The sequence below is a fragment of the Streptomyces sp. NPDC087845 genome, assembly GCF_044742755.1.
Lineage (GTDB): Bacteria > Actinomycetota > Actinomycetes > Streptomycetales > Streptomycetaceae > Streptomyces.
Genome location: NZ_JBIUVC010000006.1, coordinates 243,751 through 264,200 on the forward strand (window position 1 = coordinate 243,751; position 20,450 = coordinate 264,200).

The 20,450-nt window shown below is 71.0% G+C and carries 16 protein-coding genes; 3 read left to right on the forward strand and 13 right to left on the reverse strand.

Annotated elements, in window-relative coordinates:
• Window positions 1-12: 12 nt before the first annotated feature.
• Together ACIOMQ_RS17880 and ACIOMQ_RS17885 are read left to right on the forward strand one after the other, a co-directional pair.
• Window positions 13-723, forward strand: a complete 711-nt coding sequence (locus tag ACIOMQ_RS17880) for a hypothetical protein (protein ID WP_402189446.1) — start codon at window positions 13-15, stop codon at window positions 721-723.
• Entirely contained in the window at window positions 720-1,349 is a 630-nt protein-coding gene (locus ACIOMQ_RS17885; protein WP_402189448.1) for a hypothetical protein, read from the forward strand. The genes ACIOMQ_RS17880 and ACIOMQ_RS17885 overlap by 4 nt, the downstream gene beginning before the upstream one ends.
• A 12-nt stretch (window positions 1,350-1,361) precedes the next feature.
• On the opposite strand, the gene ACIOMQ_RS17890 is transcribed toward ACIOMQ_RS17885, so the two are convergent.
• The 9 genes from ACIOMQ_RS17890 to ACIOMQ_RS17930 form a co-directional block, all read right to left on the reverse strand.
• Window positions 1,362-3,095, reverse strand: coding sequence for a protein kinase (locus ACIOMQ_RS17890; protein WP_401756571.1), 1,734 nt, complete (start codon window positions 3,093-3,095; stop codon window positions 1,362-1,364).
• Between the two features lie 53 nt (window positions 3,096-3,148).
• Window positions 3,149-6,160: an alpha-mannosidase gene (locus ACIOMQ_RS17895; RefSeq protein WP_402189450.1), complete on the reverse strand. Its 3,012-nt coding sequence runs from the start codon at window positions 6,158-6,160 to the stop codon at window positions 3,149-3,151.
• Window positions 6,161-6,206: 46 nt separating this feature from the next.
• Window positions 6,207-6,932, reverse strand: coding sequence for a polysaccharide deacetylase family protein (locus ACIOMQ_RS17900; protein ID WP_401268717.1), 726 nt, complete (start codon window positions 6,930-6,932; stop codon window positions 6,207-6,209).
• Window positions 6,929-8,038 (reverse strand): Gfo/Idh/MocA family protein, encoded by a 1,110-nt coding sequence (locus ACIOMQ_RS17905; RefSeq protein WP_402189453.1) that lies wholly within the window; start codon window positions 8,036-8,038, stop codon window positions 6,929-6,931. Before ACIOMQ_RS17905 ends, ACIOMQ_RS17900 begins: the two co-directional genes overlap by 4 nt.
• Before the next feature lie 97 nt (window positions 8,039-8,135).
• On the reverse strand, window positions 8,136-9,770 hold the full coding sequence (locus ACIOMQ_RS17910; protein WP_362198406.1) for an FAD-dependent oxidoreductase: 1,635 nt from the start codon (window positions 9,768-9,770) through the stop codon (window positions 8,136-8,138).
• A 14-nt stretch (window positions 9,771-9,784) separates the two neighbouring features.
• Complete coding sequence (locus ACIOMQ_RS17915) at window positions 9,785-10,957, reverse strand: GntR family transcriptional regulator (protein ID WP_362198409.1); 1,173 nt, start codon at window positions 10,955-10,957, stop codon at window positions 9,785-9,787.
• A 294-nt stretch (window positions 10,958-11,251) separates the two neighbouring features.
• Entirely contained in the window at window positions 11,252-12,322 is a 1,071-nt protein-coding gene (locus tag ACIOMQ_RS17920; protein WP_401268714.1) for a LacI family DNA-binding transcriptional regulator, read from the reverse strand.
• A 90-nt stretch (window positions 12,323-12,412) separates the two neighbouring features.
• Window positions 12,413-12,778 carry a hypothetical protein gene (locus ACIOMQ_RS17925; protein ID WP_401268712.1) on the reverse strand — a complete coding sequence of 122 codons (366 nt, stop codon included), beginning with the start codon at window positions 12,776-12,778 and terminating at the stop codon, window positions 12,413-12,415.
• A 313-nt stretch (window positions 12,779-13,091) separates the two neighbouring features.
• Window positions 13,092-14,048, reverse strand: a complete 957-nt coding sequence (locus ACIOMQ_RS17930; protein WP_401268709.1) for a PmoA family protein — start codon at window positions 14,046-14,048, stop codon at window positions 13,092-13,094.
• Between the two features lie 541 nt (window positions 14,049-14,589).
• On the opposite strand from ACIOMQ_RS17930, the gene ACIOMQ_RS17935 reads away from it, so the two are divergent.
• Window positions 14,590-15,024: a VOC family protein gene (locus tag ACIOMQ_RS17935; protein ID WP_401268706.1), complete on the forward strand. Its 435-nt coding sequence runs from the start codon at window positions 14,590-14,592 to the stop codon at window positions 15,022-15,024.
• Window positions 15,025-15,073: 49 nt separating this feature from the next.
• Here the strand turns inward: ACIOMQ_RS17935 and ACIOMQ_RS17940 are convergent, their stop codons facing one another.
• The 4 genes from ACIOMQ_RS17940 to ACIOMQ_RS17955 all read right to left on the reverse strand — a co-directional run bounded on the left by ACIOMQ_RS17940 (window position 15,074) and on the right by ACIOMQ_RS17955 (window position 19,958).
• Window positions 15,074-15,313, reverse strand: coding sequence for a hypothetical protein (locus ACIOMQ_RS17940; RefSeq protein ID WP_401268704.1), 240 nt, complete (start codon window positions 15,311-15,313; stop codon window positions 15,074-15,076).
• A gap of 256 nt (window positions 15,314-15,569) precedes the next feature.
• The gene (locus ACIOMQ_RS17945) at window positions 15,570-16,874 is read right to left on the reverse strand and encodes an alpha/beta hydrolase family protein (protein ID WP_402189457.1); all 1,305 of its coding nucleotides are present in this window, start codon (window positions 16,872-16,874) and stop codon (window positions 15,570-15,572) included.
• Window positions 16,875-17,304: 430 nt separating this feature from the next.
• A complete protein-coding gene (locus ACIOMQ_RS17950) occupies window positions 17,305-18,558 on the reverse strand; it encodes a cytochrome P450 (RefSeq protein ID WP_362198427.1) in 1,254 nt (417 codons plus the stop codon).
• Window positions 18,559-18,791: 233 nt separating this feature from the next.
• Window positions 18,792-19,958 (reverse strand): acyltransferase family protein, encoded by a 1,167-nt coding sequence (locus ACIOMQ_RS17955; protein ID WP_401940388.1) that lies wholly within the window; start codon window positions 19,956-19,958, stop codon window positions 18,792-18,794.
• Window positions 19,959-20,450 lie beyond the last annotated feature (492 nt).

The window sequence follows — 20,450 nt, forward strand, 5'->3', positions numbered from 1 at the left end:
CGAGGACGGACAGTGCGGCAGAGAGCCTATGCGCAGGCGATGCGTGCCATCGCCTGCGCGCTGATGGTGTGGCAGGTCTGGACGATGTGGTACATCTCCAGCTACGAGGCGTCAGGCGTGCAATGGGCCTGCGACATGACCGGGGGCTGCGCCAGCGACCAGTTCGCGTCCATGTCCCCGATGCTCGGAATCGTCTGTGCCGTCGCCCTCGGTCTGCTCTCCGCCCGCTACCTGCACCGCGCGGCACCGGGCGCGATGGTCGCACTCTCCGCCGTCGCGGCCGCCGCCGGCTGGTACGACGCGGTGGCGGACGGCAAGGTCGAGTACAGCACCGTCACCAGCTTCCACATCTTCCTGCCGCTCGGCCAGTTCTCCGTCTCCCAATGGCTCACCTTCCTGTGGTCCGCCGCGGGCGTGGGCTGCCTCGTCGCCTGGTGGGGCGCGGCAGTGAGCCTGCGGCGCACCGCGGGACTGCGCAGGCTGTCCCGCCGCTCCACCACGGCCGACGCCGTGCTGGAGGGCTGGCGGCCGGTGGGCCGCAAGTACGGCGAGGTCACCGTGGTGTTCGACGACAAGGCCGGGGTACGCCACGAGGTCCCGGCCGTCGTGGAACGCATCGCCCTGCGACGAGACGTCCTCGCCGTGTACGACGCCGACCGCCCCGGCGACCCCGCCCTCACCCGGGTCGCGGTTCCCCACCGAAAGCTGCTGCGCCTCTCATGAACCGATCGACACCGACCCTGCGCAGGCTCTTCTCCTCGCTCCGGCTGGCGGCCGCCCTCCTTGCCGGACTCTCCTTCGCCGCGCTGGCCCAGGGCGCCATGGACGGCCCCCGCTGGCTGCTGCTGACCGGCGTCCCCGCGACGGCCCTGGTCCTGACGATTCTCGGTGGTGTGGCCGAGCCGTTGCGGACGAACATCGCGATGTCGGGGCTGCGCTCCGGCGGGCCGCGGGCCTTCGCGCCCGCCGTGGTCAACGGGGTGAGGACCGTCGACAAGAAGACCGGCCGGCCGGTCCTCGACGGGCGGTCGGTGGAGTCGGTGTTCGCCTTCGACCTGACCGTGATGCCCGACGGGCTCCCCGCGTACCGGGTCCAGGTCATTCACCCCCTCGACCTGCAGGGCCTGCTGCACCGGTCCAGGGCCGTCGTCGAGTACGACCCCGAGCAGCCCTGGCGGGTCGCCATCCCCGCCGACCCGCCGCGCGAATGGCTGGCCCGCGCGAACAGCGCCTCCCCGCCGGCCGAGGTCAAGAAGCGCGCCGACGGGTTCCCGGCCGGATTCCGGACGCTGGTGACGGGCGCGGTCCTCGCGGCCGTGCTGCTGGTGCTGGTGCGGCTGCTCGGCTGACCCGCGCCCGGTTCAGCCGTTGCGCGGATACTTCTTGAGCACCTTGCCGTTGATGTCGGTCCGCAGATAGGCGCCGCCGTACTCGTCCGAGACATAGACGCTGAGGGTCGGCTGGTAGTCGTCGAACGGGGACGCCGGATCGATGTCCACGTAGTGGCTGGTGGGTTCGGTGACGCCGAGCTCCTTGTCCGCCCGGCGGATCAGGCCCGGGAGGGCGTCCCAGTCGAACTTCTCCAGGTCCACGGACTTGGCGCCCGACATGAGGGTGCCGCCCGCCCGGTCGCGGGTGGCCTTCCCGTCCTCGTACGCGTAGACGTCGTACAGGCTCTTGTTCTTCGCGACCGGGGCTTCGATGCGAGCGCGCTCCTCGTACAGCGTGAACGAGGTGACCCGGGTGCCGCCCATCACCGGCTTGAGCGCGGCGATGACGGACCGTGCCCCGGCGGGCGTCAGGAGATTCCTGGGCGGTGCCTCCGCCTTCCGCGTGCTCTCCTTCCCCCCGGCGGCCGCCGCGCCGTCGGCGGAACGGCCCGCCGCCGGCGGCTTGCCGCCGGACGCGCCGGTGTCCGGGGCGGGCAGCAGCGACCACACCAGGACCCCGGTCAGGGCGGTCCCCGCGAGAGTGGTGGTGATCGCGACGGCACGGCCCCGCCGGACCCGGCGGCGGACCTCCTGGGCCCCCAGCGTCGCGGGCTCGGGACGTACGGGCGCGGCGACGGGCCGACGACCGGTCCCGGGCGCGGCGGCCGGGCGCCGGACGGGGGCGGTGGGCAGGACGGTGGTCGGGCCGACCGGGCCGTGGCCGGGCGGCACCGCGTCCTGCCGGGTGGGCGGTTCCTGGCCGCGCGGTACGGCGTCCTGCGGGGCCGCCGGGCTCTGCCGGGGCGTTCCGGCCGGCCCGCTCCCCGGCTCGCCCACCGACGCCAGCATCCGGTCCAGTTCCTCGGGACCGGGCCTCGCCGAGGTGTCCCGGGTCAGCAACGCGTTCAGTACGGGAGTCAGCGGACCGGCCTGCCGGGGCGGCGGGATCTCCCCGTCGAGCACGGCCGCCAGCGTCGCCAGCGTGGTGGCCCGGCGCAGCGGATGCACGCCCTCCACGGCGACGTACAGCATCATGCCGAGCGACCACAGGTCCGACGACGGGTCGCCCTCCGCGCCGCGGATCCGCTCGGGGGCCATGTAGTCGGGGGAGCCGATGAGGGAACCGGTCGCCGTCAGACTGGTGGACTCACGGATCGCCGCGATGCCGAAGTCGGTGAGTACGGGGCTGCCGTCGGCCCGCAGCAGTACGTTGGCCGGCTTCACATCGCGGTGGAGGATTCCGGCGGCATGGGCGGCGCGCAGCGCGGACAGCACCCCGCGGCCCAGCTCGGCGGCCTCGACGGGGGTGAGCGTTCCCCCGGCGAGGCGTTCCGCGAGCGAGGCGCCGGGCACCAGCTCCATCACGATCCACGGGTACGCGTGGTCGCCGCCGTCGACGATGTGGTGGACCGTGACGACGCCCGGGTGGTCGAGCCGGGCCAGTGCGCGGGCCTCGCGCAGCACCCGCTCGCGCAGCTGCCTGGCCGACTCCGGATCGTTCTCGGCGAGCGCCGGGTCCGGGGGCCGTACCTCCTTGAGCGCCACATCGCGGTGCAGCGCGAGGTCGTGGGCCCGCCACACCATGCCCATACCACCGCTGCCGAGCCTGCTCACCAGCTCGAAGCGGTCGTCGATCACACGGCGCACAGGCCCCCCAGCAGTCATGGAAAAGAGGGTACGGGGCGGGTCCGCAGCAGTGCGCACCCACCCCGCACGCCTCACACGTCGTCGTTCGGCGTGAGCCGCAGCGTCACGATCTGGAACGGCCGCAGCCGCAGCCGCACCGCGTCGCCCGCCACCTCGGCCGGCTCGTCGGCGAGCGGGCGCTCCAGCAGGTCCGTGACGCTCGCCCCGGCCAGCGCGAAACCTGCCGTCAGGCGGGCCGAGGCCCGTCCGCCGTGGGCCTCGTGGAGCCGGACCACCACATCCCCGCTGCCGTCGTCGGCGAGCTTCACCGCGGTCACGACCACCGCGTCGTCGTCCACCGAGACCAGCGGGGCCACCGCGGCACTGCCCGGCACCCGGCGCTCGGGGAGGCTGAACTGCCAGCCCTCACGCACCGCGTCACCGATCGTCGCCCCCGGCAGCAGCGCGTACCGCAGCCGGTGCACACCCTGGTCGGTCGCCGGGTCGGGGTAGCGGGGCGCCCGCAGCAGCGACAGCCGCACCGTGGTCGTGGTGGAACCGTCCTCGCGGACCGTACGGGTCACATCGTGCCCGTAGGTCGAATCGTTGATCAGTGCCGCGCCCCAGCCCGGCTCGCCGACGTGCAGGAAGCGGTGGGCGCAGATCTCGAACTTCGCCGCCTCCCACGTGGTGTTGGTGTGCGTCGGCCGCTGGACGTGCCCGAACTGGGTCTCCGCCGTGGAGTGATCGGCGCGCACATCGATCGGGAACGCCGCCTTGAGGAACTTTTCCTGCTCGTGCCAGTCGACCTCGGTGTCGATGTCCAGGCGCCGGGCCCCGGGCCGCAGCGTCAGGAGCTGGGTGACACGGGACGAACCGAAGGTCCGCACCACTTCGACGCCGTCACCGCTGCGGCGCACCACGTCCGCCTCGGTCAGGTCGGTCACCGTGTTGCGGTAGAACGCATCGACGTCCCAGGCGTCCCAGCGGTTCGGCAGATCCGGATGGACCTGGAGCAGATTCGCTGCGCAGCCCGGGGCGACCGTCTCACGTCCGGCCACCAGATCGACGACCGAGACCACCAGACCCCGCGCGTCCACGGTCACCCGGAGCACTCCGTTGTCCAGCCGGAAGCCACCGTCGAACGCCTCCGCCTCCACCGGCCGCTTCCGCTGCTCCGGCGCGAGCGCCGCGCCCCCCGCCACCACGCCGGCGCGCCCGTGCGGGGCGGAGTTGAAGACGACCGTGCCACCGCTGCCCGGCGCGCCGGCCAGGGCCCGCTGCGCGGCGTCGATCACCGCTTCGAGCTCCCCGGCGATCCGGGCGTACGTCTCCTCCGCCTCACGGTGCACCCACGCGATGGACGAGCCGGGCAGGATGTCGTGGAACTGGTGCAGCAGCACGCTCTTCCAGATCCGGTCCAGCTCCTCGTACGGATACGGGAACCCGGTCCGCACCGCCGCGGTGGCCGCCCAGAGCTCCGCCTCCCGCAGCAGATGCTCGCTGCGCCGGTTGCCCTGCTTGGTCCGCGCCTGGGAGGTGTACGTACCGCGGTGCAGTTCCAGATACAGCTCACCCAGCCACACCGGCGGCCGGTCGTACTCGGCCTCGGCGGCGGCGAAGAAGTCCGCGGGCCTCTCGACCGTCACCCGGGGCGATCCCTCCAGATCCGCGAGCCGCCCGGCGCGCGCGAGCATCTCGCGGGTGGGGCCACCGCCCCCGTCCCCCCAGCCGAACGGGACGAGCGAGCGCGTCGCGTGCCCCTTGTCCCGGAAGTTCCTCTCGGCGTGCGCGAGTTCCTCGCCGGACAGCTCCGCCACATAGGTGTCCACCGGCGGGAAGTGCGTGAAGACCCGGGTGCCGTCCAGCCCCTCCCACAGGAAGGAGTGGTGCGGGAACGGGTTGGTCGTGTTCCACGAGATCTTCTGGGTGAGGAACCAGCGCGAGCCGGAGAGCGCCACCAACTGCGGCAGGGCCGCCGAGTAGCCGAACGAGTCGGGCAGCCACACCTCCTCTGTCTCGACCCCGAACTCCTCCAGGAAGAACCGCTTGCCGTACACGAACTGCCTGGCCAGCGCCTCGGAGCCCGGCATGTTGGTGTCCGACTCCACCCACATCCCGCCCACCGGCACGAACTGCCCGGCGGCCGCCTTCTCCTTGACCCGCGCGTACAGCGCCGGCTGATGCTCCCGCAGCCAGTCCAGCTGCTGCGCCTGCGACATCGCGAAGACGAACTCCGGATGGTCGTCCATCAGCGCGACGACATTGGAGGTGGTGCGGGTGACCTTGCGCACCGTCTCGCGCAGCGGCCACAGCCACGCCGAGTCGATGTGCGCATGACCCACCGCCGACAGACGGTGGGCGGAGGCGTGCGCGGGGGAGGAGAGCACGGGGCGGAGCCGTTCCCGGGCGGCGGTCGCGCTCGCGCCCACGGCGTCCAGGTCCAGCGAGTCCAGACAGCCTTCCACCGCGCGCAGGATCTCCCAGCGGCGCGCGGAGCCGAGCGGCAGCTGCCGCATCAGCTGGTCGAGCACCTCCAGGTCCTGGACCAGTTCCCAGACCTGCCGGTCGAAGACCGCGACGTCCATCCGCTCGACGCGGTACAGCGGTTCGCTGCCCGCGGTCTCCCGGTCGCCGAGCGCACTGACTCCCTCCAGGATCTCCGGATTGGCGGCCGCCTCCAGGTAGTAGGTGAACTCCTCGCCGCCCGCGACCGGTTCGCCGACGCGCAGCCAGGTGTTGCGCGGGTTGAGCGCCTTGACCACGCTGCCGTCCGGCCGGTGGGCCAGCGCCTCCGCGGAGAACCCGGGCCGGTCCCGGGCGAAACCGAGATCGATGACCGCTTCGACGGTCTCACCGGCCCAGTCGGCCGGGACGCGGCCGGTCACCCGGAACCAGCTGGTGCCCCAGGCCGGTCCCCAGTCGTCGCCGAGCGCGCCGGGCTTGTAGGGGCCGGCCACCGCCTCGGCGAACGGCACCGGTTCGCCGGGGGCGTGCCAGACCTCGAATTCCAGGGGTGCCGTACGGGGATGGACGGCGGGGCGGATGCGCTCGCGCAGGGCACGGTCGAGCCGTTCCTCGGTCAGTGTGCGGTCGTCATGCATGGGTGAAAGGGCCCCTCTGGATGAATGTGTGCGACGGGGTGGTGGTTCACGGGAGCTCGTCGAAGCCCACGCAGGGCAGTGACATCCCGTCGGCCAGGGCCAGGAGTTTCTCCAGGCGGGCCGGGGTCACATGGTTGGCCTCGTGGGCGTCGGCGACGCTGTGGGCGTAGAGCGTGGTGACGCCGCCGTCATCGGCGGTCCGGCGCAGGGCCGTCTCCACGCCGGTCAGATCGTCCCCGTACGCGACGGTCCCGCGCCCGGAGTCCACCGAGCACCCCAGCAGGACCCGCCGGGCGGGGATGTCGGCTGCCGGGACGTGCAGTTCGGCGGCGAGGGACGGATCGGCGCGGCGGTCGGCGGACACACCGCCGCGCAGCCGCTCGAAGAGCGCGAGGAGCAGCCGGTCGGTGCTCTCGTCACGGGCACTGCACGGATAGGCGAAGCTCCGGGCCGGGAAGCCGAGGCGGCGCAGCGACTCCAGGGCGGGCACCACCTCCCGGTCGAGATAGGCGCCCGCGCCGTGCGCGGCGATGAACTCGGGCGCCCGCTCGTGCCGCAGACCGTGGCAGCCGATGGTGTGGCCGTCGTCCGCGAGCCGGCGCAGCAGCCGCAGGTCGTCCCGGTCGAGCCGGTCGGGCTCACAGACGAAGAAGGTGACACGGGCGTCGTAGAGCGTGAACAGCGGTGCCGCGGCGGCCCACTCGCGCACATGCCGGTCGTCGAAGGTGAGCAGCAGGGCGCGGTCGACATGGTGGTCCCCGCGGTCTGTCATCGCCCCGGCTCCTCGGGCGCCCAGCCGGGCACGGAGCCGTGCAGTGCCGTGTAGAACGGGTCGCCCGGCCCGATCTCACCGGCCAGGACCGGGCGGCCGGTGAGGGCCGCCTTGTACATCGAGGTGATCAGCTCCAGGGAACGGCGGCCGTCCCCGGCGCTCGCCCTGGGCCGCCGGCCCGCCCGCATGTCGGCCAGGAGCGAACGCAGCTGCGCGCTGTGCGAGCTGGGGACGTCCTCGGCGGGGGAGGCCCAGCCGGCCGCCCGGCCGGGTTCGACCCCCGGCGCCGGGGTGTAGGTCCAGTCGCCGTTGCCGTACCCGTACAGATGGTTGAGCTCGATCGTGGCGTCCCGCAGGTCGATCCGCAGATGGCTCAGCTGACGCGGTGAAAGGGCGCTGTTGACCACGGTGGCGAGGGCGCCCGAGGCGAAGCGGACGGTGGCGGTGGTGACATCGTCGGTCTCGACATCGCGGGCCAGCCGGCCCGCCATGGCCCGGATCTCCGCCCAGTCCCCGAGCAGTTCCAGCAGCAGATCGATCTGGTGGATGCCGAGCCCCATGGCGGGGCCCGCGCCCTCGGTGGCCCACTTCCCGCGCCACGGGACCGCGTAGTAGGCGTCGTCGCGGTACCAGGTGGTCTGGCAGTGGGCGACCAGCGGCGCCCCCAGTTCGCCGGCGGCGATGAGGGCCTTGGCGTGCTTGGCACCCGATCCGAACCGGTGCTGGAAGACGATCGGGGCGTACGGACCCCCTTCGCGCTCGGCAGCGGTCATGGCGTCGTACTCGGCGAGACTCAGCGCGGGCGGCTTCTCGCACCACACCCAGGACCCGGCCCCGAGGGCGGCGACGACCTGTTCGCGGTGGGCGACGGGCGGCGAGGCGATGACGACGAGGTCGGGGCGGATCTTGCTCAGGGACGCGGAGAGATCGGTGGAGTGGTGGGGGAGCCTGAAGTCGGTGGCGAAGGAGCGGGCCGCGGTGGCATCGGCGTCGACGGCACCGGCCACCGAGAAGTCCGAGGGGAGTTCGAGGAACGCGGGCATATGGACGGCGCGGGCGATGTTGCCCGCGCCGACGAACAGGACACGGTAGGGAGTCGCAGTCACAGAGGGCCGTCCAGGCTGAGGGCGTGAGCCGCCGAGATTGGTAAGCGTTTTCCAGCAGGTCGGGGTAGTGCCCTTCCCGAAGGAAGGGCAGTGGGTCTCAGAGAGTGGCGTAGAGCGCCCGGGCACTGGTCACGGGTCCGGTGCGGAGCCGGTCCGGCCAGTCGAGGGCGAGGCCGAGTGAATCGCTCAACCGGCTCTGGAAGGAAGCGAGCCGGTGCTCGGTCCCGCGGACCGCGCGCGGCGGCAGCCGGTGCTCCAGGCAGTACGACACCAGCGCGCCGACGGCCTCGCCGATGCTCCACTGGCCCGCGTGTTCGCCGAGCGCCGGCGCACTGAGATGCGTCGCGCCGATGTTGCGCCCGGCCGGGAGCAGGTTCTCCACCCGCACCGGCAGCAGCGCGCCCAGCGGCAGCTGGAACGGCAGGCACTCCAGATCCAGGCCCGCGCCGCCACCGCTGCCCGGGTGCAGGGTGATCCGGGAACGCAGGGTGCCCACGCTGTCCGTGAAGGTCTCGGCGCCCGGCGTCCCGGCCCGTGCGGCAGCGGTCAGATGGTGCTCCAGCAGGGTGAACTCGGCCCGGATGCGCCGTGATTCGCGTACATGCGGTGTCTTGGCGAACCCGTCGGCGGTGCCGGTCGCATCCGGCCGCAGGCGCAGCTCGGGGTAGCCGTGCCCGCCGTCGTGCCGGGGCGCCCGCGTCTGCATCCAGTAGAGAAAGGACAGCGCCTGCTCGCGGGCCTCCTGCTCGGCACGGGCGCGTACCTCGTCCCCGCGTCCGGCGAGCGGGAGCCGTGTGTAGGCCGTCTGCTCCCAGTCGACGAGGGTGATGTCGCTGTCGAAGGTGCCGGGCAGGTACCGGCTCCGGGCGAGCGCCCGCAGCTGGTGCCAGCGGTCGTTGGGCGGTGCGGCCCACGGCGGGACCTCGTCCGGCTCGTGCAGGAAGAGCGGCACGGAGCGGGCGTGGGCGCCGCCCGGTTCCCTGGTGTCCCAGGAGAAGGCGTCGGACCACCGGTCGTAGCCGGCCGGCCGGTCGACAGTGTGGTCCTCGCCCGGGCGGTGGTCCAGTGCGAAGACCCAGGAGACCGGCTGCTGGTCCAGCGGATCGGCGACGGCGGCCGCGTGCGGTTCGCCGGTCTCCTCGCGGGACTCGGCGCCGGTGACGTGTTCGACGCCCGCGAGGTCGAGCAGCTCGCCCAGGTCCGTCGCGTCGACGACGTACGGGGCGCTGACCGTCAGCAGCTCGCCGTCCGCGGCCTCCAGGGTGACCGCGGCGATCCGGTCCCCGTCCGCCTGGGCCGCCACCGGGCGGTGGCGGAGCAGCAGGGTGAGCCGGCCCGAGGCGAGATGCGGGGTGAGCAGCTCCTGGACGACGGCGAGCGCGGCGCGCGGCTCGTGGCTGAGATGGCCGGTGGTACTGAGGCCGGGGTCGAGCAGCGGGTCGGAGAACGGCTCCGGGCACAGCGGGTAGTTGCGCCGGTAGAAGTCGCGTATCCGTTCGCGCAGATCGCGGTATCCGGGGGAGACGGGGTCCAGTTCGATGCGGTGGCCGTCGGCGAGCGGGACCGCCTGGGCGGTGAACAGGCCACCGGGCCAGTCGGTCGCCTCGGTGAGCACGACGCGGTGTCCGAACCGGGCGGCGGTCAGCGCGGCGGCGAGACCACCGAGACCGGCACCGACCACCAGGACGTCGGTCCCGAGTTCGCGGGTACGGGGTGCGGGGGCGGCGAACACAGGAGTCTCCTCCCTCAGGGCCGACGGGCGGCGACGGTACGGAGCCGGACCGGCACGGACTCGCGCGTCCTGATCCGGACGGGGAGCACGATCTGCTCGGCGCTGCGGTACGGGTCCTCGCCCGCCGTGCGCTCCGCGATCCGGGTGACCAGTTGCTCGACCGCCCGGCTGCCGATCTCCCTGGCGGGCAGCCGGGCGGCGAAGCTGGTGAGCGGCAGCAGATCGTAGGGGCCCACGTCGTCCATGCCGGCCAGGACGATCTCGTCGGGCACGGCGATGCCGAGCGAGGCCAGATCGGAGGCGGCGGTGGCGACGGCGAAGCCATGCGCACACAACAGGGCGGTCGGCGGCTCGGGCGCGGCGAGGAGCTCGGACAGCAGCTGCCGACGGTCGCTCTCGGGCAGCGCCGTGTAGGAGCGCAACGCCGTCAACTGGGGGAGCAGGGGCTGGCCATGGGCGCGCAGCGCCTGCTTGTGCCCGGTCATCCGGTCGTGGACGCTGGTGCACTGCGTCTCGCCCCAGAGCGTCGCTATGCGCTCGTGGCCGTCGGCCAGCAGGTGCTCGGTGAGCCGGTAGCCGGCGTTGTAGTTGTCGGCGGTGACCGCGTCGATGGCGAGGCCGGGAAAATACCGGTCGACCAGGACCATGGGGAGGTGCAGGCGCCGGATTTCGTCCAGCACCTCGACGTTGGGCGCCCCCTGGACGGGGTAGAGGATGATCCCGTCGACCCGGTCCTCGACGGCCTGGCGCAGCGCCTGGTCCTGACGGGCCACGGACGCGGCGTGGTCGGCGTGCCCCGTTTCCGTCATGTGGATCACGGAGTCGGAGAAGAACAGCCGCAGTCCACGGTCCGAACAACCGGACTCGACCCCGCGCAGCACCTCGGACTGGTAAGGGCCCTGGCCGCTGATGATGCAGGCGACCACACCGGACCTGTTGCCCGGGGAAGGCTCCGCGGTACGGTCCGAGGGATCGGCGACGAAGGTGCCCAGACCACGGCGTCGCACCAACAACCCCTCCGCGACGAGGTCGTTGAGCGCCCGGACAGCGGTGGTGGAGCTGACGCCGAAACGCTCGCGCAGCTGGTTCTGGGTGATGAAAGGAGCGCCGGCCTCGTACTCGTCACGTGCCACTTCGGCCCGCAACTCGTCCTTGATTCGCTGGTACTTGGGTCCGGACGTACCCATCCAGCCACCACCCTCTCGGATTTGACGCGTCAATCAGCGTTGATCTCAGTGTGGTGGCGGTTAACGCGTTATTTCAAGAGGGTTGCAGCGAAATAATCGGCAATTAGTGCGTCAAGTGGGCGGCTTGTGACTTCAACGCGTCAATCCGGCGACTCGGTCCGGCCTCCCGGCCGGTCCCGGGGAGGCGGGGCGTGCGGCGACGGACGCGGGGCGACGGACGCGGTGCCGGTGCCGCTCCTCGGCTCACGGGACGGTGTCCGGCCGGGGAGGCGGGCGCGGGGGCCGGTGTCGTCCTCAGCCGGTCGTACGGGGCGGCGGCGCCGTGCTGGCCCGCACGACCAGGCGCGACGGCACGGCGAGCGTGCGCGGCGACGCCGTCGCGTCGCCGAGGGCCAGCAGCAGCGCGCGGCGTCCGATCTCTTCGAGCGGCAGCCGTACGGTGGTCAGCGCGGGTGTGACGTCGCACGCCACCGGCAGGTCGTCGAAGCCGACGACGGAGACATCGGCGGGCACGCTCCGCCCGAGGTCGTCACGGAGTGCAGCGAGCGCCCCGAGAGCCATGGCGTCGTTGAGCGCGAAGAGCGCGGTGATGCCGGGGGAGCCGCGGAACAGCCGCACCGCCGCGGCCCGTCCGCCGTCCCGGGTGAAGTCGGCCTCGACACGGTGGCGTTCCTGTACGGAGATGCCCAGCTCCGCCGCCCGCTCCAGGAAACCGTGCAGCCGGTCCTGGACGGAGACCAGCGTCAGCGGTCCGCAGATCACGCCGATCTCCGTGTGCCCCAGCAGGGCGAGGTGCTCGGCGACCGCCCGGCCGCCCTCGCGGTTTCCCGGCATGATCGTGTCCACCGGCAGACCCTGGTGCGCGACCGCGGTCACCCGGCCGCCCTGCGCCGCGAAGGCCTCCAGCTCCTGAGTGAGGGCGGGGCTGCCGCCGGTGAAACCCGAACCGGCGAGAACGACGGCGCGGGCCCGCTGCGCCCGCAGCCGTGCCACGTACTCCGCCTGGAGCCCGGGCTCATGGAAGGTGCCGGCCAGCATCACGAGGAGCTTGTGGTCGCGGGCGACCTCCATGACCCCGGCCGCGATCGCGGAGTAGTAGGCGTCGTTCACGTCGTGCACGATCAGGCCGATGATGGACGTCGTGGACTGCACGAGCGCGCGGGCCGGCGCGTTGGAGACGTAGCGGAGCCGGGCGGCCGCCTCCAGGACGCGCTCCTGCAGCTCCCGGGTGACGTTGCGGTCGCTGTCGCTGAGGACGCGCGACGCCGTGGCGAGAGAGACCCCGGCGTCCTGCGCGACCTGCTGGAGCGTCACGGCGGACGGTGGGCGGGGACGGGCGGAACGTCGATTGACCTGGCTCTGCATAGGGCTACGATAGCTGCACTGAAAGCGTTTTCCCATTGCGTACGCGAGAGGATCCGGCCCCGCCGCCGACGCCGTCTCCCCGTCCCCGGGTCAGTCCGCGCTCCACCGGCCCGGCGCGGTCGGCGGCATCGCGGCCGGACAGCGGTGGACGACATCGTTACGGAAGGCTACCGCTGCCCGGTCTCCGGAGTGAGCCGAATGCCGAGCCCCGGCATCTGCGGGGCGAGCAGATGGCCCGCAGGCGAAGTGCGACACCGGGCAGCCGAACGGGCCGAGCAGTTCGGCGAACCTCCGGGCGGTGGACCCCCGGCCCAGCACGAGGACCCGCGCCCCGGACAGCAGCCGCGGCCGCAGCCGGACGACGGACTTCGCCCAGGTGCCGCGGGAGCGCAGTCCGGAGAGCTCGTCGATGCCGCGGTGCGGCGCGAGGACTCCCGCCAGGCACGACTCGGCCACCGGGTCCGCGAAGACGTCGCCCAGGTCGGTGACGGCCGGCCATCGGCCGAGGACCGGCCGGTCGAGGCCGAGACGGCGGTCGATCCCGACCGGGGCGAGCTGCGGCCACCGCAGCCGGGGGCTTCGGCCACCCGGTCCGCCCGGGGATTGCCGAGCGCGAGGTCGGCGTTGGCGAGGGCGCGGGCGTCCGCCGCGGAGGTGGTCCCCGGCTCGGCGATCCACACGGGCCCGGACCCGGGACCGCGCAGGCGGGCACGGCCGGAATCGTCGAGCGGCAGCCCCACGTACAGGCTGAGACGGTCCGTGTTCCCGTTCACCACGGATGCTTCGCGAGATACTCGGCGATCCGCTCCCGGTCCCAGGCCCCGTCCGCGACGGTGACCCGGTAGCGACGGGACAGGGTGTCGCCCGGGGCGAGCTCCAGTTCGTCGTAGAAGGCGAAGGAGGGGGCGACGGCCGCGAAGGGTTCATTGCGGACGAACCAGTGCGCCGGGTGGGCGCCGCCCTCTCCGGTGTGATCGTTTCCCGGGGCGTGCTGGAAGATCAGCGTGGCGTGCCCGTCGGCGCCGTCGTGCTCACCGCTGTAGGCGAGCCAGGGTGCCTGCGTTCCCATCAGCCCGGGGCCCGCGCGGTCCGGCCCGAGGATCCGCCCGCCCCGGAAGGCGCGCGGCCCGCGCCAGAAGAGACCGGTGTAGCCCGCCGCCTCCCGCCCGTGCGTCGTGGGGCTGCCGAAGCGCAGCGGCTCGGTACGCCGATTGGTGATGGCGCTCGACCAGGTCAGTGTCCAGCTGCCTCCGGCGCTCGCCGTGTCGGTGCCGGAACCGGCGTGTTCCACGTCGTGGAGCTCGATGCGTCGCTGCTCGTCCGCCCAGTGTGTGCCGTCGTGGTGGCGCCAGCTCAGCCGCTCCGCGATCACCGCGCGCCCGGCCTCCGCCGCCACCTCGTCGAACCCGGTGTGCGCCATCGATCCGACGCGTTCGGGCAGCGGCTGGTAGTCCTGGCCGTGCACATAGGTGTTGCCTCCCCACAGGTTCTGCCCGGAGAGATGAGAGGCCGTCATCTGGAGGCCCTTGTGCCAGCGGTGGTCGTTGGGCCGATAGTCGCTGACAACGTTATCAGCCAGCGTGCGCAGGGGATGGACGTAGGGCTTCGGGGCCTCCCACGCCGCTTCCGGGCGGTAGACATAGCTGATCAGATCGATGCCGCCCCGCTCCTCCGTGACCGTGATCCGGTCTCCGTGGGCGTGCGTGATGCGCAGTGGACCGCTCATGTCCCAAGTCTCCCGAGTGCGTCTGGAAAGCGCTTACCGAAACCTAGGGCCTCCGCCGGGCGACCGTCAACAAGAGGGCGAACGGACCGATGTCCCACGCGCGTACCCGCCGCGCGCTCTCCACCCGCGAAACCCGCGAAATTCCCGGTGCGAACCATCCCCGGGGGGGCAGGCCGCGCCGGCCAAGGGTCTGGCGGGGTTGCGGGCGTGGTGGCAGAGGCCGTCGGCGATGCTGGTGCGGCCGGTGAGCCGGGGGCCGATGGCCCGGTTCTGACGGCGGTCATGGCTCGTTCCGGCCCTCATTCGGGAGGCGCCTTCTCCGTAGGTGCGGACCCGGGTCGGCAGGCTGCCGTCGGGAAACGCGGCGAGAGCCGTGGCCGCGGTCTGGTCCGGAACGGCGGGCAACCCCTTGGAGGCATCGACATCGGTTCACCCCCTGCGACCGCACGACACGGCAGCGGCCAGCAGGGGCCGTCCTCCCGGCAACATGCTGATCCATACCGGGAAATGAGCAACAGAGTCCCCCTGCTATGGTGCGCCGATGTCATCGATCAAGCAGTTCCAAGTCACCTTCGACTGCGCAGAACCTGAGCGCGTCGCTCGTTTCTGGTGCGAGGTGTTGGGGTACGTCGTACCGCCGCCACCGGAGGGGTTCACCACTTGGGACGATTTCAATCGCTCGCTGCCGCCTGAGGATCAGGGTTCATGGTCCGTCTGCCAGGATCCCTCAGGCGTGGGCCCGCGCATGTACTTCCAGCGCGTTCCCGAAGGCAAGGTCGCCAAGAATCGGGTGCATCTTGACGTGCGGGCCGGCACCGGGCTCGTGGGTGAAGAGCGCCTCGCCGTACTTGAGGCCGAGTGCGCACGCCTGGTCGCGCTCGGCGCGGTGCGCGTGCGGCTGCTGCGTGCCGATGGCGTCAATGAGTCGTGCATCGCGATGCAGGACGTCGAGGGCAACGAGTTCTGTCTCGACTGAGCGTCCTTTGGGACGGCGAGGTGGGGAGCCGTCTCCCTTGGACCTCTCTTCAAGGTAGTCCTGTAGGGGGCGGGAGTGAGAACTCCTGACGGAATGACTGCAGGCGGCGCCAGCAGATGAGTGCGCATCCGAGGGTGAGGAAGGCCTCGTGGATGTCGTCGCGGATCTCCCAGCGGATCCGCAGGCGGCGGAACCGGTGCAGGTGGGCGAAGGCTCGCTCCACCAACCGGCGTTGGGTGCCCAGGCCGGAGCCGTGCTCGGTGCAGCGGCGGGCGATCAGCGGCTTCACGCCGAGTTCGCGGACGAGGCGGCGCTACTTGTCGTGGTCGTAGCTGCGGTTGCCCAGCACTACGTCCGGGCGTCGCCGGGGCCGAAGCTCTCACGGGGTGCTCCATCGAGACTGAGCGGCCGAGTTGGCCCGTGAGCGCTTGAGTTGATCCGGCTGAGTATCGGGGCCGATGCGACGTTTCCAGACGATCAAGTCCTGTGCCGGGCGGGGTGGCGTGCACTTGTGCTGCCTGCCGAGCTGTCCCGGAGGGCGTCGACTACGGCATCATCAGGCCCCAGAACAGTGCCCAGGGAACGAACACTGCGCTTGTGAGACCCAGCAGCCCGAGACGGGCGCGGGTCCGGCCCGTTACCGAAGACCGGGCCTGCCACCAGCCCGTTCCTGTGGCCGCGGCCGCCAGCACCACCCCGACCGTGAGGAGTTGCAGGGCAAGCCAGAGCACCGGACGGCCACCGAGGACCGGGCCGGTGGTCAGCGTCATCGTCACACACCCGAAGTAGCCCAGGAAGCCGAGCACGGTGGCGAGTCCTGTCGCGGCCAGCCATCGCGGTGCCCGGCCCGCACCGGGAGCACAGGGGCGCCCGCGCAGTCGCCGGGCCAGTTCCACCAGCAGGTATGCGGCGAACGAGGCGGCCATGAACAAGAAGACTGCGGCCTGCACCCCGGATGCCTCATATCCGGGGAGCGGGGCCAGAGCATGGCTCCGCCGGGCCTGGCGCGGCAGGACGTCGTCGGCCCGGTGGCCTTGTCCTGCTACCCAGGACGCCATGGTCTCGACGTAGCCGGGTACGAGTTGCCCGCCCCGTCTGAAGCCGTCGGGTGAGGCATGCAGCTTGTGATCTGCGCGCGGGAAGAAACGGAGGGTCACATCGGTATTGCCGCCGTCGCGCAGTGCCGTCTCGATGGCACTGGCGCTTTCCGCGGGAGGTGACTGCTGGTCGTTGCCCCACATGGCGAGCACGGGCTGGCGCAGCCGCCGCAGTGTCGGCAGTGGGTCGTAGTCCGCCTCGGGGAACAGTCCGGCGTCCCTGAGGAGGCGCGTACCGGTGACCGGTACGGTCCGCAGCAGTGATCCCGAAGCACCTTCATACCGGAGCTTGTTGTCCAGGTACCACGCTTGCTGCCGGGCCGGGGGCACCCCGGATGCGCCGACCAGCACCACGTACGAGACCTGCGTCGAGCGCGAGGCGGCCAGCGGAGCGACCCAGCCGCCCTCGCTGAATCCCCAGAGCCCGATCCTGCCGGGGTCCACATCGGCGCGCCTGCTCAGCACCCGGACACCTGCCAGGGCATCGTCGGCGAGTCGGGTGTAGGACCGCTGGGTGAGCGAATAGCCCGCGGAGCGTTTGTCGTAGCTGAGTACCACGAATCCGGTGCGCGCCATTGCCCGGGCCTCGGCCTGGTATTTCGCCCGTGTCTCCGGGCCTGCACCGTGTACCAGCACGATCCCGGGCCGTCGTCCGGTCGGCCCGGTGGGCACCGTCACCGTGCCGCGCAGCGTCACGTCCCCGCTGCGGAATTCCACGCCGTGCTCGCTGCCCTGCCCGGCCGGCTTCGCCATGGCCGTCCCGCATGCCCCCACAAGGGCGGCCAGCGCCGCAACCAGACAGATGACCCATCGCGCCCGCATACCGCTCCCCGGTCTCCAAGGATCCCCTGTCCGAAGACTTCGGGCAGGCCCTCGTCGATTTTGCTTCCATGGGCGGCGGCGTCCCATCCGGCAGGCCCGCCAGCTGTGAAGGGGGCCAGCGCCACCCGCCACCTGAGGGAAGCTGCAGGTTGCCCGATGTGGCTCGCGTGGCGCTGCGGCACGCCGGACCGGTGCATGTCCGGGGCGCCCCGCGACAGGTGCGCATCGGTCCGGCACCGGCCGCACGCGAGCACGCGGACCAGCGCCTCGCCGCGCGCCTGCGGCGGCCGGGACGCCATCGGTTCCGGAGCGTCCACGCGCCGGGCCCGCAGCGCACCGGCGCGCCGGCGCGGCTCGGGCGTCACCAGACGACCGGCATGCTCCGCAGACCGTAGACGATGTCGTTGCGCTTGAACTCGGACTGCGCCAATGGCATCGCCAGCCGAAGCCCCGGCATGCGGCGCAGCAGCGTGGTCAGCGCGACCTGCAGCTCGATCCGGGCCAGCTGCTGGCCGATGCACTGGTGCGCGCCGAAGCCCAATGCCAGGTGTGTGCGGGCCTGCCGCCCGAGATCGACGGTGTCCGGAGCCGAGAACACGCTCTCGTCCCGGTTGCCGGAGGGGATCGCGGCGACCAGCCACTCTCCTGCCTTCACCGCGGTGCCGCCGACGGTGACGTCCTCGGTGGCGTACCGGAACAGCCCGAACTGGATTACCGACAGATAGCGCAGCAGCTCTTCCACGGCGGTGCCGACCGTGTCCGGCGCGGCCTGCAGCGCGGCCATCCGCGCCGGATCCTCCAACAGCACCAACGTGCTCAGGGCGATCATGTTGGCGGTCGTCTCGTGCCCGGCGACCAGCAGCAGCACGCCGAGCGTGGCCAACTCCTCCACGGTCAGCGGCCGGTCGGTCTCGTTGCCGCGGGCGATCAGCCGGCTCAGCAGGTCGTCTCCCGGCTCGGTGAGCCGTTGCCCGATCAGCTCACCGAGGCAGCCCTCCAGCCGCCGGCTGGCCGCGTCGCGGGCGGCCTCGTCCGCCTCGAAGCCCATCAGCAGCTCGCTGTCGCGTTGGAACACCTCGTGGTCCTCGTAAGGCACCCCGAGCATCTCGCAGATCACCAGCGACGGGATCGGCAACGCGAAGTCCTGCACCAAGTCGCCGCTCGGCCCGGCGAGCATCGCGTCGATGTGCTCGTCGGCGATCATCTGGATGTACGGCCGCAGTGCCTCCATCCGCCGCACGGTGAACTCGCCGATCAGCAGCCGCCGCAGCCGCGCGTGTTCCTCGCCGTCCAACTGGATCATCGATCCCGGCAACGGGTCGCGCATGTCGTAGGACGGCAGCATGTGCATCGAACCTGCGCCGCGGGAGCTCAGCCGCGGATCCGTGAGCACGTCCCGGATGTCTTCGTACCGGCTGACCAGCCATGCGTTCATCCCGGCCGGGCAGCGCACCGGCGACACGGGTTGGTCGGCGCGCAGCCGGGTGTAGGTCTCGTCGGGGTCGAAGGGGCAGGAATCCGGCCGGGTGACCGGAAATTCGGGGACTTCGGTACCGGAGGCAAGGCCGGTGTTCGCCATGGGGGACATCTCCAGGCCGGCGGGAGAGACGCGCATCGCACCAATGAGTCACAACACGGAAATCAACAATCTAAATCTCATGCGTGAGATCAAATAGGCTTGTTGACGGCGATGTCCGCTCCACGGAATCGTTGGAACCACTGTCGACGGTCACGTCGATTCAGTCAAGCTGATTGTGTCGATGCACTGGATCGCCTTGTGCAATTCAACCTCGATCTTTCATGAGGGTCGGCCAGGTTGCTTGCGGCAGCGCACGGAGTGGCGGAACGTCACTGTCTTTCCACCATGTCAGGGACGGTAATCGGCCTCCCCTGCTTTCTGGCCGGGCGGCTGAAGCGTCGAACCGAGGGACGTTCGACCGTCATGTAGAGGGCCGCCGCGAGAGCGATGCTGATCACGACGGTAAGCAGAATATGGACCAGCCTCGTCGTCGGGGAGGCGGTCACCGCTTCGCCCGTGGCGTGCAGGGCATCGATCGGGCCGTACTGGATGACGAGGTAGTGCACGAGATAGAGGGCGAACGAGATCTCTCCCAGCCACACCATGATTCGGCCGCTGAAAGGCGTGCGCGCAGCGCGGATGTCGGCGCCGGCGCCGGCTGCGATCACCAGGGCGAGCGCAAACGCGGTCGGCCCCGCGCAGAGACGGAATATGCCGGGCAGGCAGGACTGGATCACCACACAGATGATCGCCAGGAGAAACGCCGGTGCCATGCCCAGGCGGATCCATTTCCCTGTGATCACGATTCGTGCCATCAGGATGCCGAGAACGAATTCGAGCATCCTGGTGAAGGGGAGGCTGTACGCGAACCAGGACTGCAACTCCGGAACCGTCGGGTCCCATGACGTGGCCGGCTGGGTCGGCAGCAGCAGAGCAGCGAACGGGACAGCGACGATCGCCGTGGCAACGACCGCCACCCACGACCACAACCGTGGTGGGCGGATACGCCCGATGTAGCGGATCAGCCAAGGAAACGCGAAGTAGAACACCATCTCACAGCCGAGGGTCCAACTCGGCACGTTGATACCGGTCAACCCGCCGAGGGCGTCAAAGTTGGGAATCCAGGGCTCGATCAGCAGGAGCGGCGGAATCGTGTTTATCACCATGATCGGCACGCCGGCGGCGAACATCAGCACCAACGTGGCCGCAAAGGTCGTCACATGGTTGGGAAATATCTTCACCAGACGTCGACGCCAGAACAGCATCGCGGTGTCATCCGGGTCGGCGACCCAGGTGAGAATGAATCCGCTGAGCACGAAGAAGAAAGCCACTCCGACCGGTCCGAGGGTCGTGATCAGATACGGCAGGCCAGGATGCATTGTTCCTGTGATTTGACCGGCCATGTGAGAGACCAGTACGGCGAAGGCCGCGATGAACCGCATGCCGGTCAATGACGGCAGACGGCTCGAACGAGCGGGCGGTTCCAGCGTCTGCATGACCGTTCCCCTTCGGCGCCGAATCGACCACGAGCGCCTTGCAGTACACCTTGAGTGCGGACTTGGCGGCGGTATGGTGCAGGACCATCGGGTGAGGAGAAATGATGGCGATCCGACGAGGTGTGAGCAATGAGCAGGCCGCCATCACTCGTGCGCGGGCGCGGCAAGGGTGTGGAATTGAGCCGGACGGCAACGGGGAAGTTGACGTTCCTCGTCGGCTGCCGACGGTTCTCGCTGTCCGCTCACTTTGAAAGGCTCAACAATATCCGCGACACGTATCGGCGACGGAAAGCGCTTCTCCTGCTGCGGCTCAAAATGGGAGTTCCACTCCAACTGATGGCGTCGGCGCGGAAATGTCAGGACCACTATTGACGATCCCGTTGGCACGGTCAAGCTGATTATTTCGATTTACCGAATCGCATGATGCGATCCAGTGGACTGGACATGGTGATCTGCAAGGCCGCCATTGATCCGAAACCATGTGGTTGCCTG

Bases quoted from the DNA above. Each gene is read 5' to 3' on its own strand.
- ACIOMQ_RS17935 (WP_401268706.1), top strand. From the start codon at position 14,590: ATGTCATCGATCAAGCAGTTCCAAGTCACCTTCGACTGCGCAGAACCT.
- ACIOMQ_RS17915 (WP_362198409.1), bottom strand. From the start codon at position 10,957: ATGGGTACGTCCGGACCCAAGTACCAGCGAATCAAGGACGAGTTGCGG.
- ACIOMQ_RS17900 (WP_401268717.1), bottom strand. From the start codon at position 6,932: ATGACAGACCGCGGGGACCACCATGTCGACCGCGCCCTGCTGCTCACC.
- ACIOMQ_RS17920 (WP_401268714.1), bottom strand. From the start codon at position 12,322: ATGCAGAGCCAGGTCAATCGACGTTCCGCCCGTCCCCGCCCACCGTCC.
- ACIOMQ_RS17955 (WP_401940388.1), bottom strand. From the start codon at position 19,958: ATGCAGACGCTGGAACCGCCCGCTCGTTCGAGCCGTCTGCCGTCATTG.
- ACIOMQ_RS17945 (WP_402189457.1), bottom strand. From the start codon at position 16,874: ATGGCGAAGCCGGCCGGGCAGGGCAGCGAGCACGGCGTGGAATTCCGC.
- ACIOMQ_RS17950 (WP_362198427.1), bottom strand. From the start codon at position 18,558: ATGCGCGTCTCTCCCGCCGGCCTGGAGATGTCCCCCATGGCGAACACC.
- ACIOMQ_RS17890 (WP_401756571.1), bottom strand. From the start codon at position 3,095: ATGACTGCTGGGGGGCCTGTGCGCCGTGTGATCGACGACCGCTTCGAG.
- ACIOMQ_RS17885 (WP_402189448.1), top strand. From the start codon at position 720: ATGAACCGATCGACACCGACCCTGCGCAGGCTCTTCTCCTCGCTCCGG.
- ACIOMQ_RS17930 (WP_401268709.1), bottom strand. From the start codon at position 14,048: ATGAGCGGTCCACTGCGCATCACGCACGCCCACGGAGACCGGATCACG.
- ACIOMQ_RS17895 (WP_402189450.1), bottom strand. From the start codon at position 6,160: ATGCATGACGACCGCACACTGACCGAGGAACGGCTCGACCGTGCCCTG.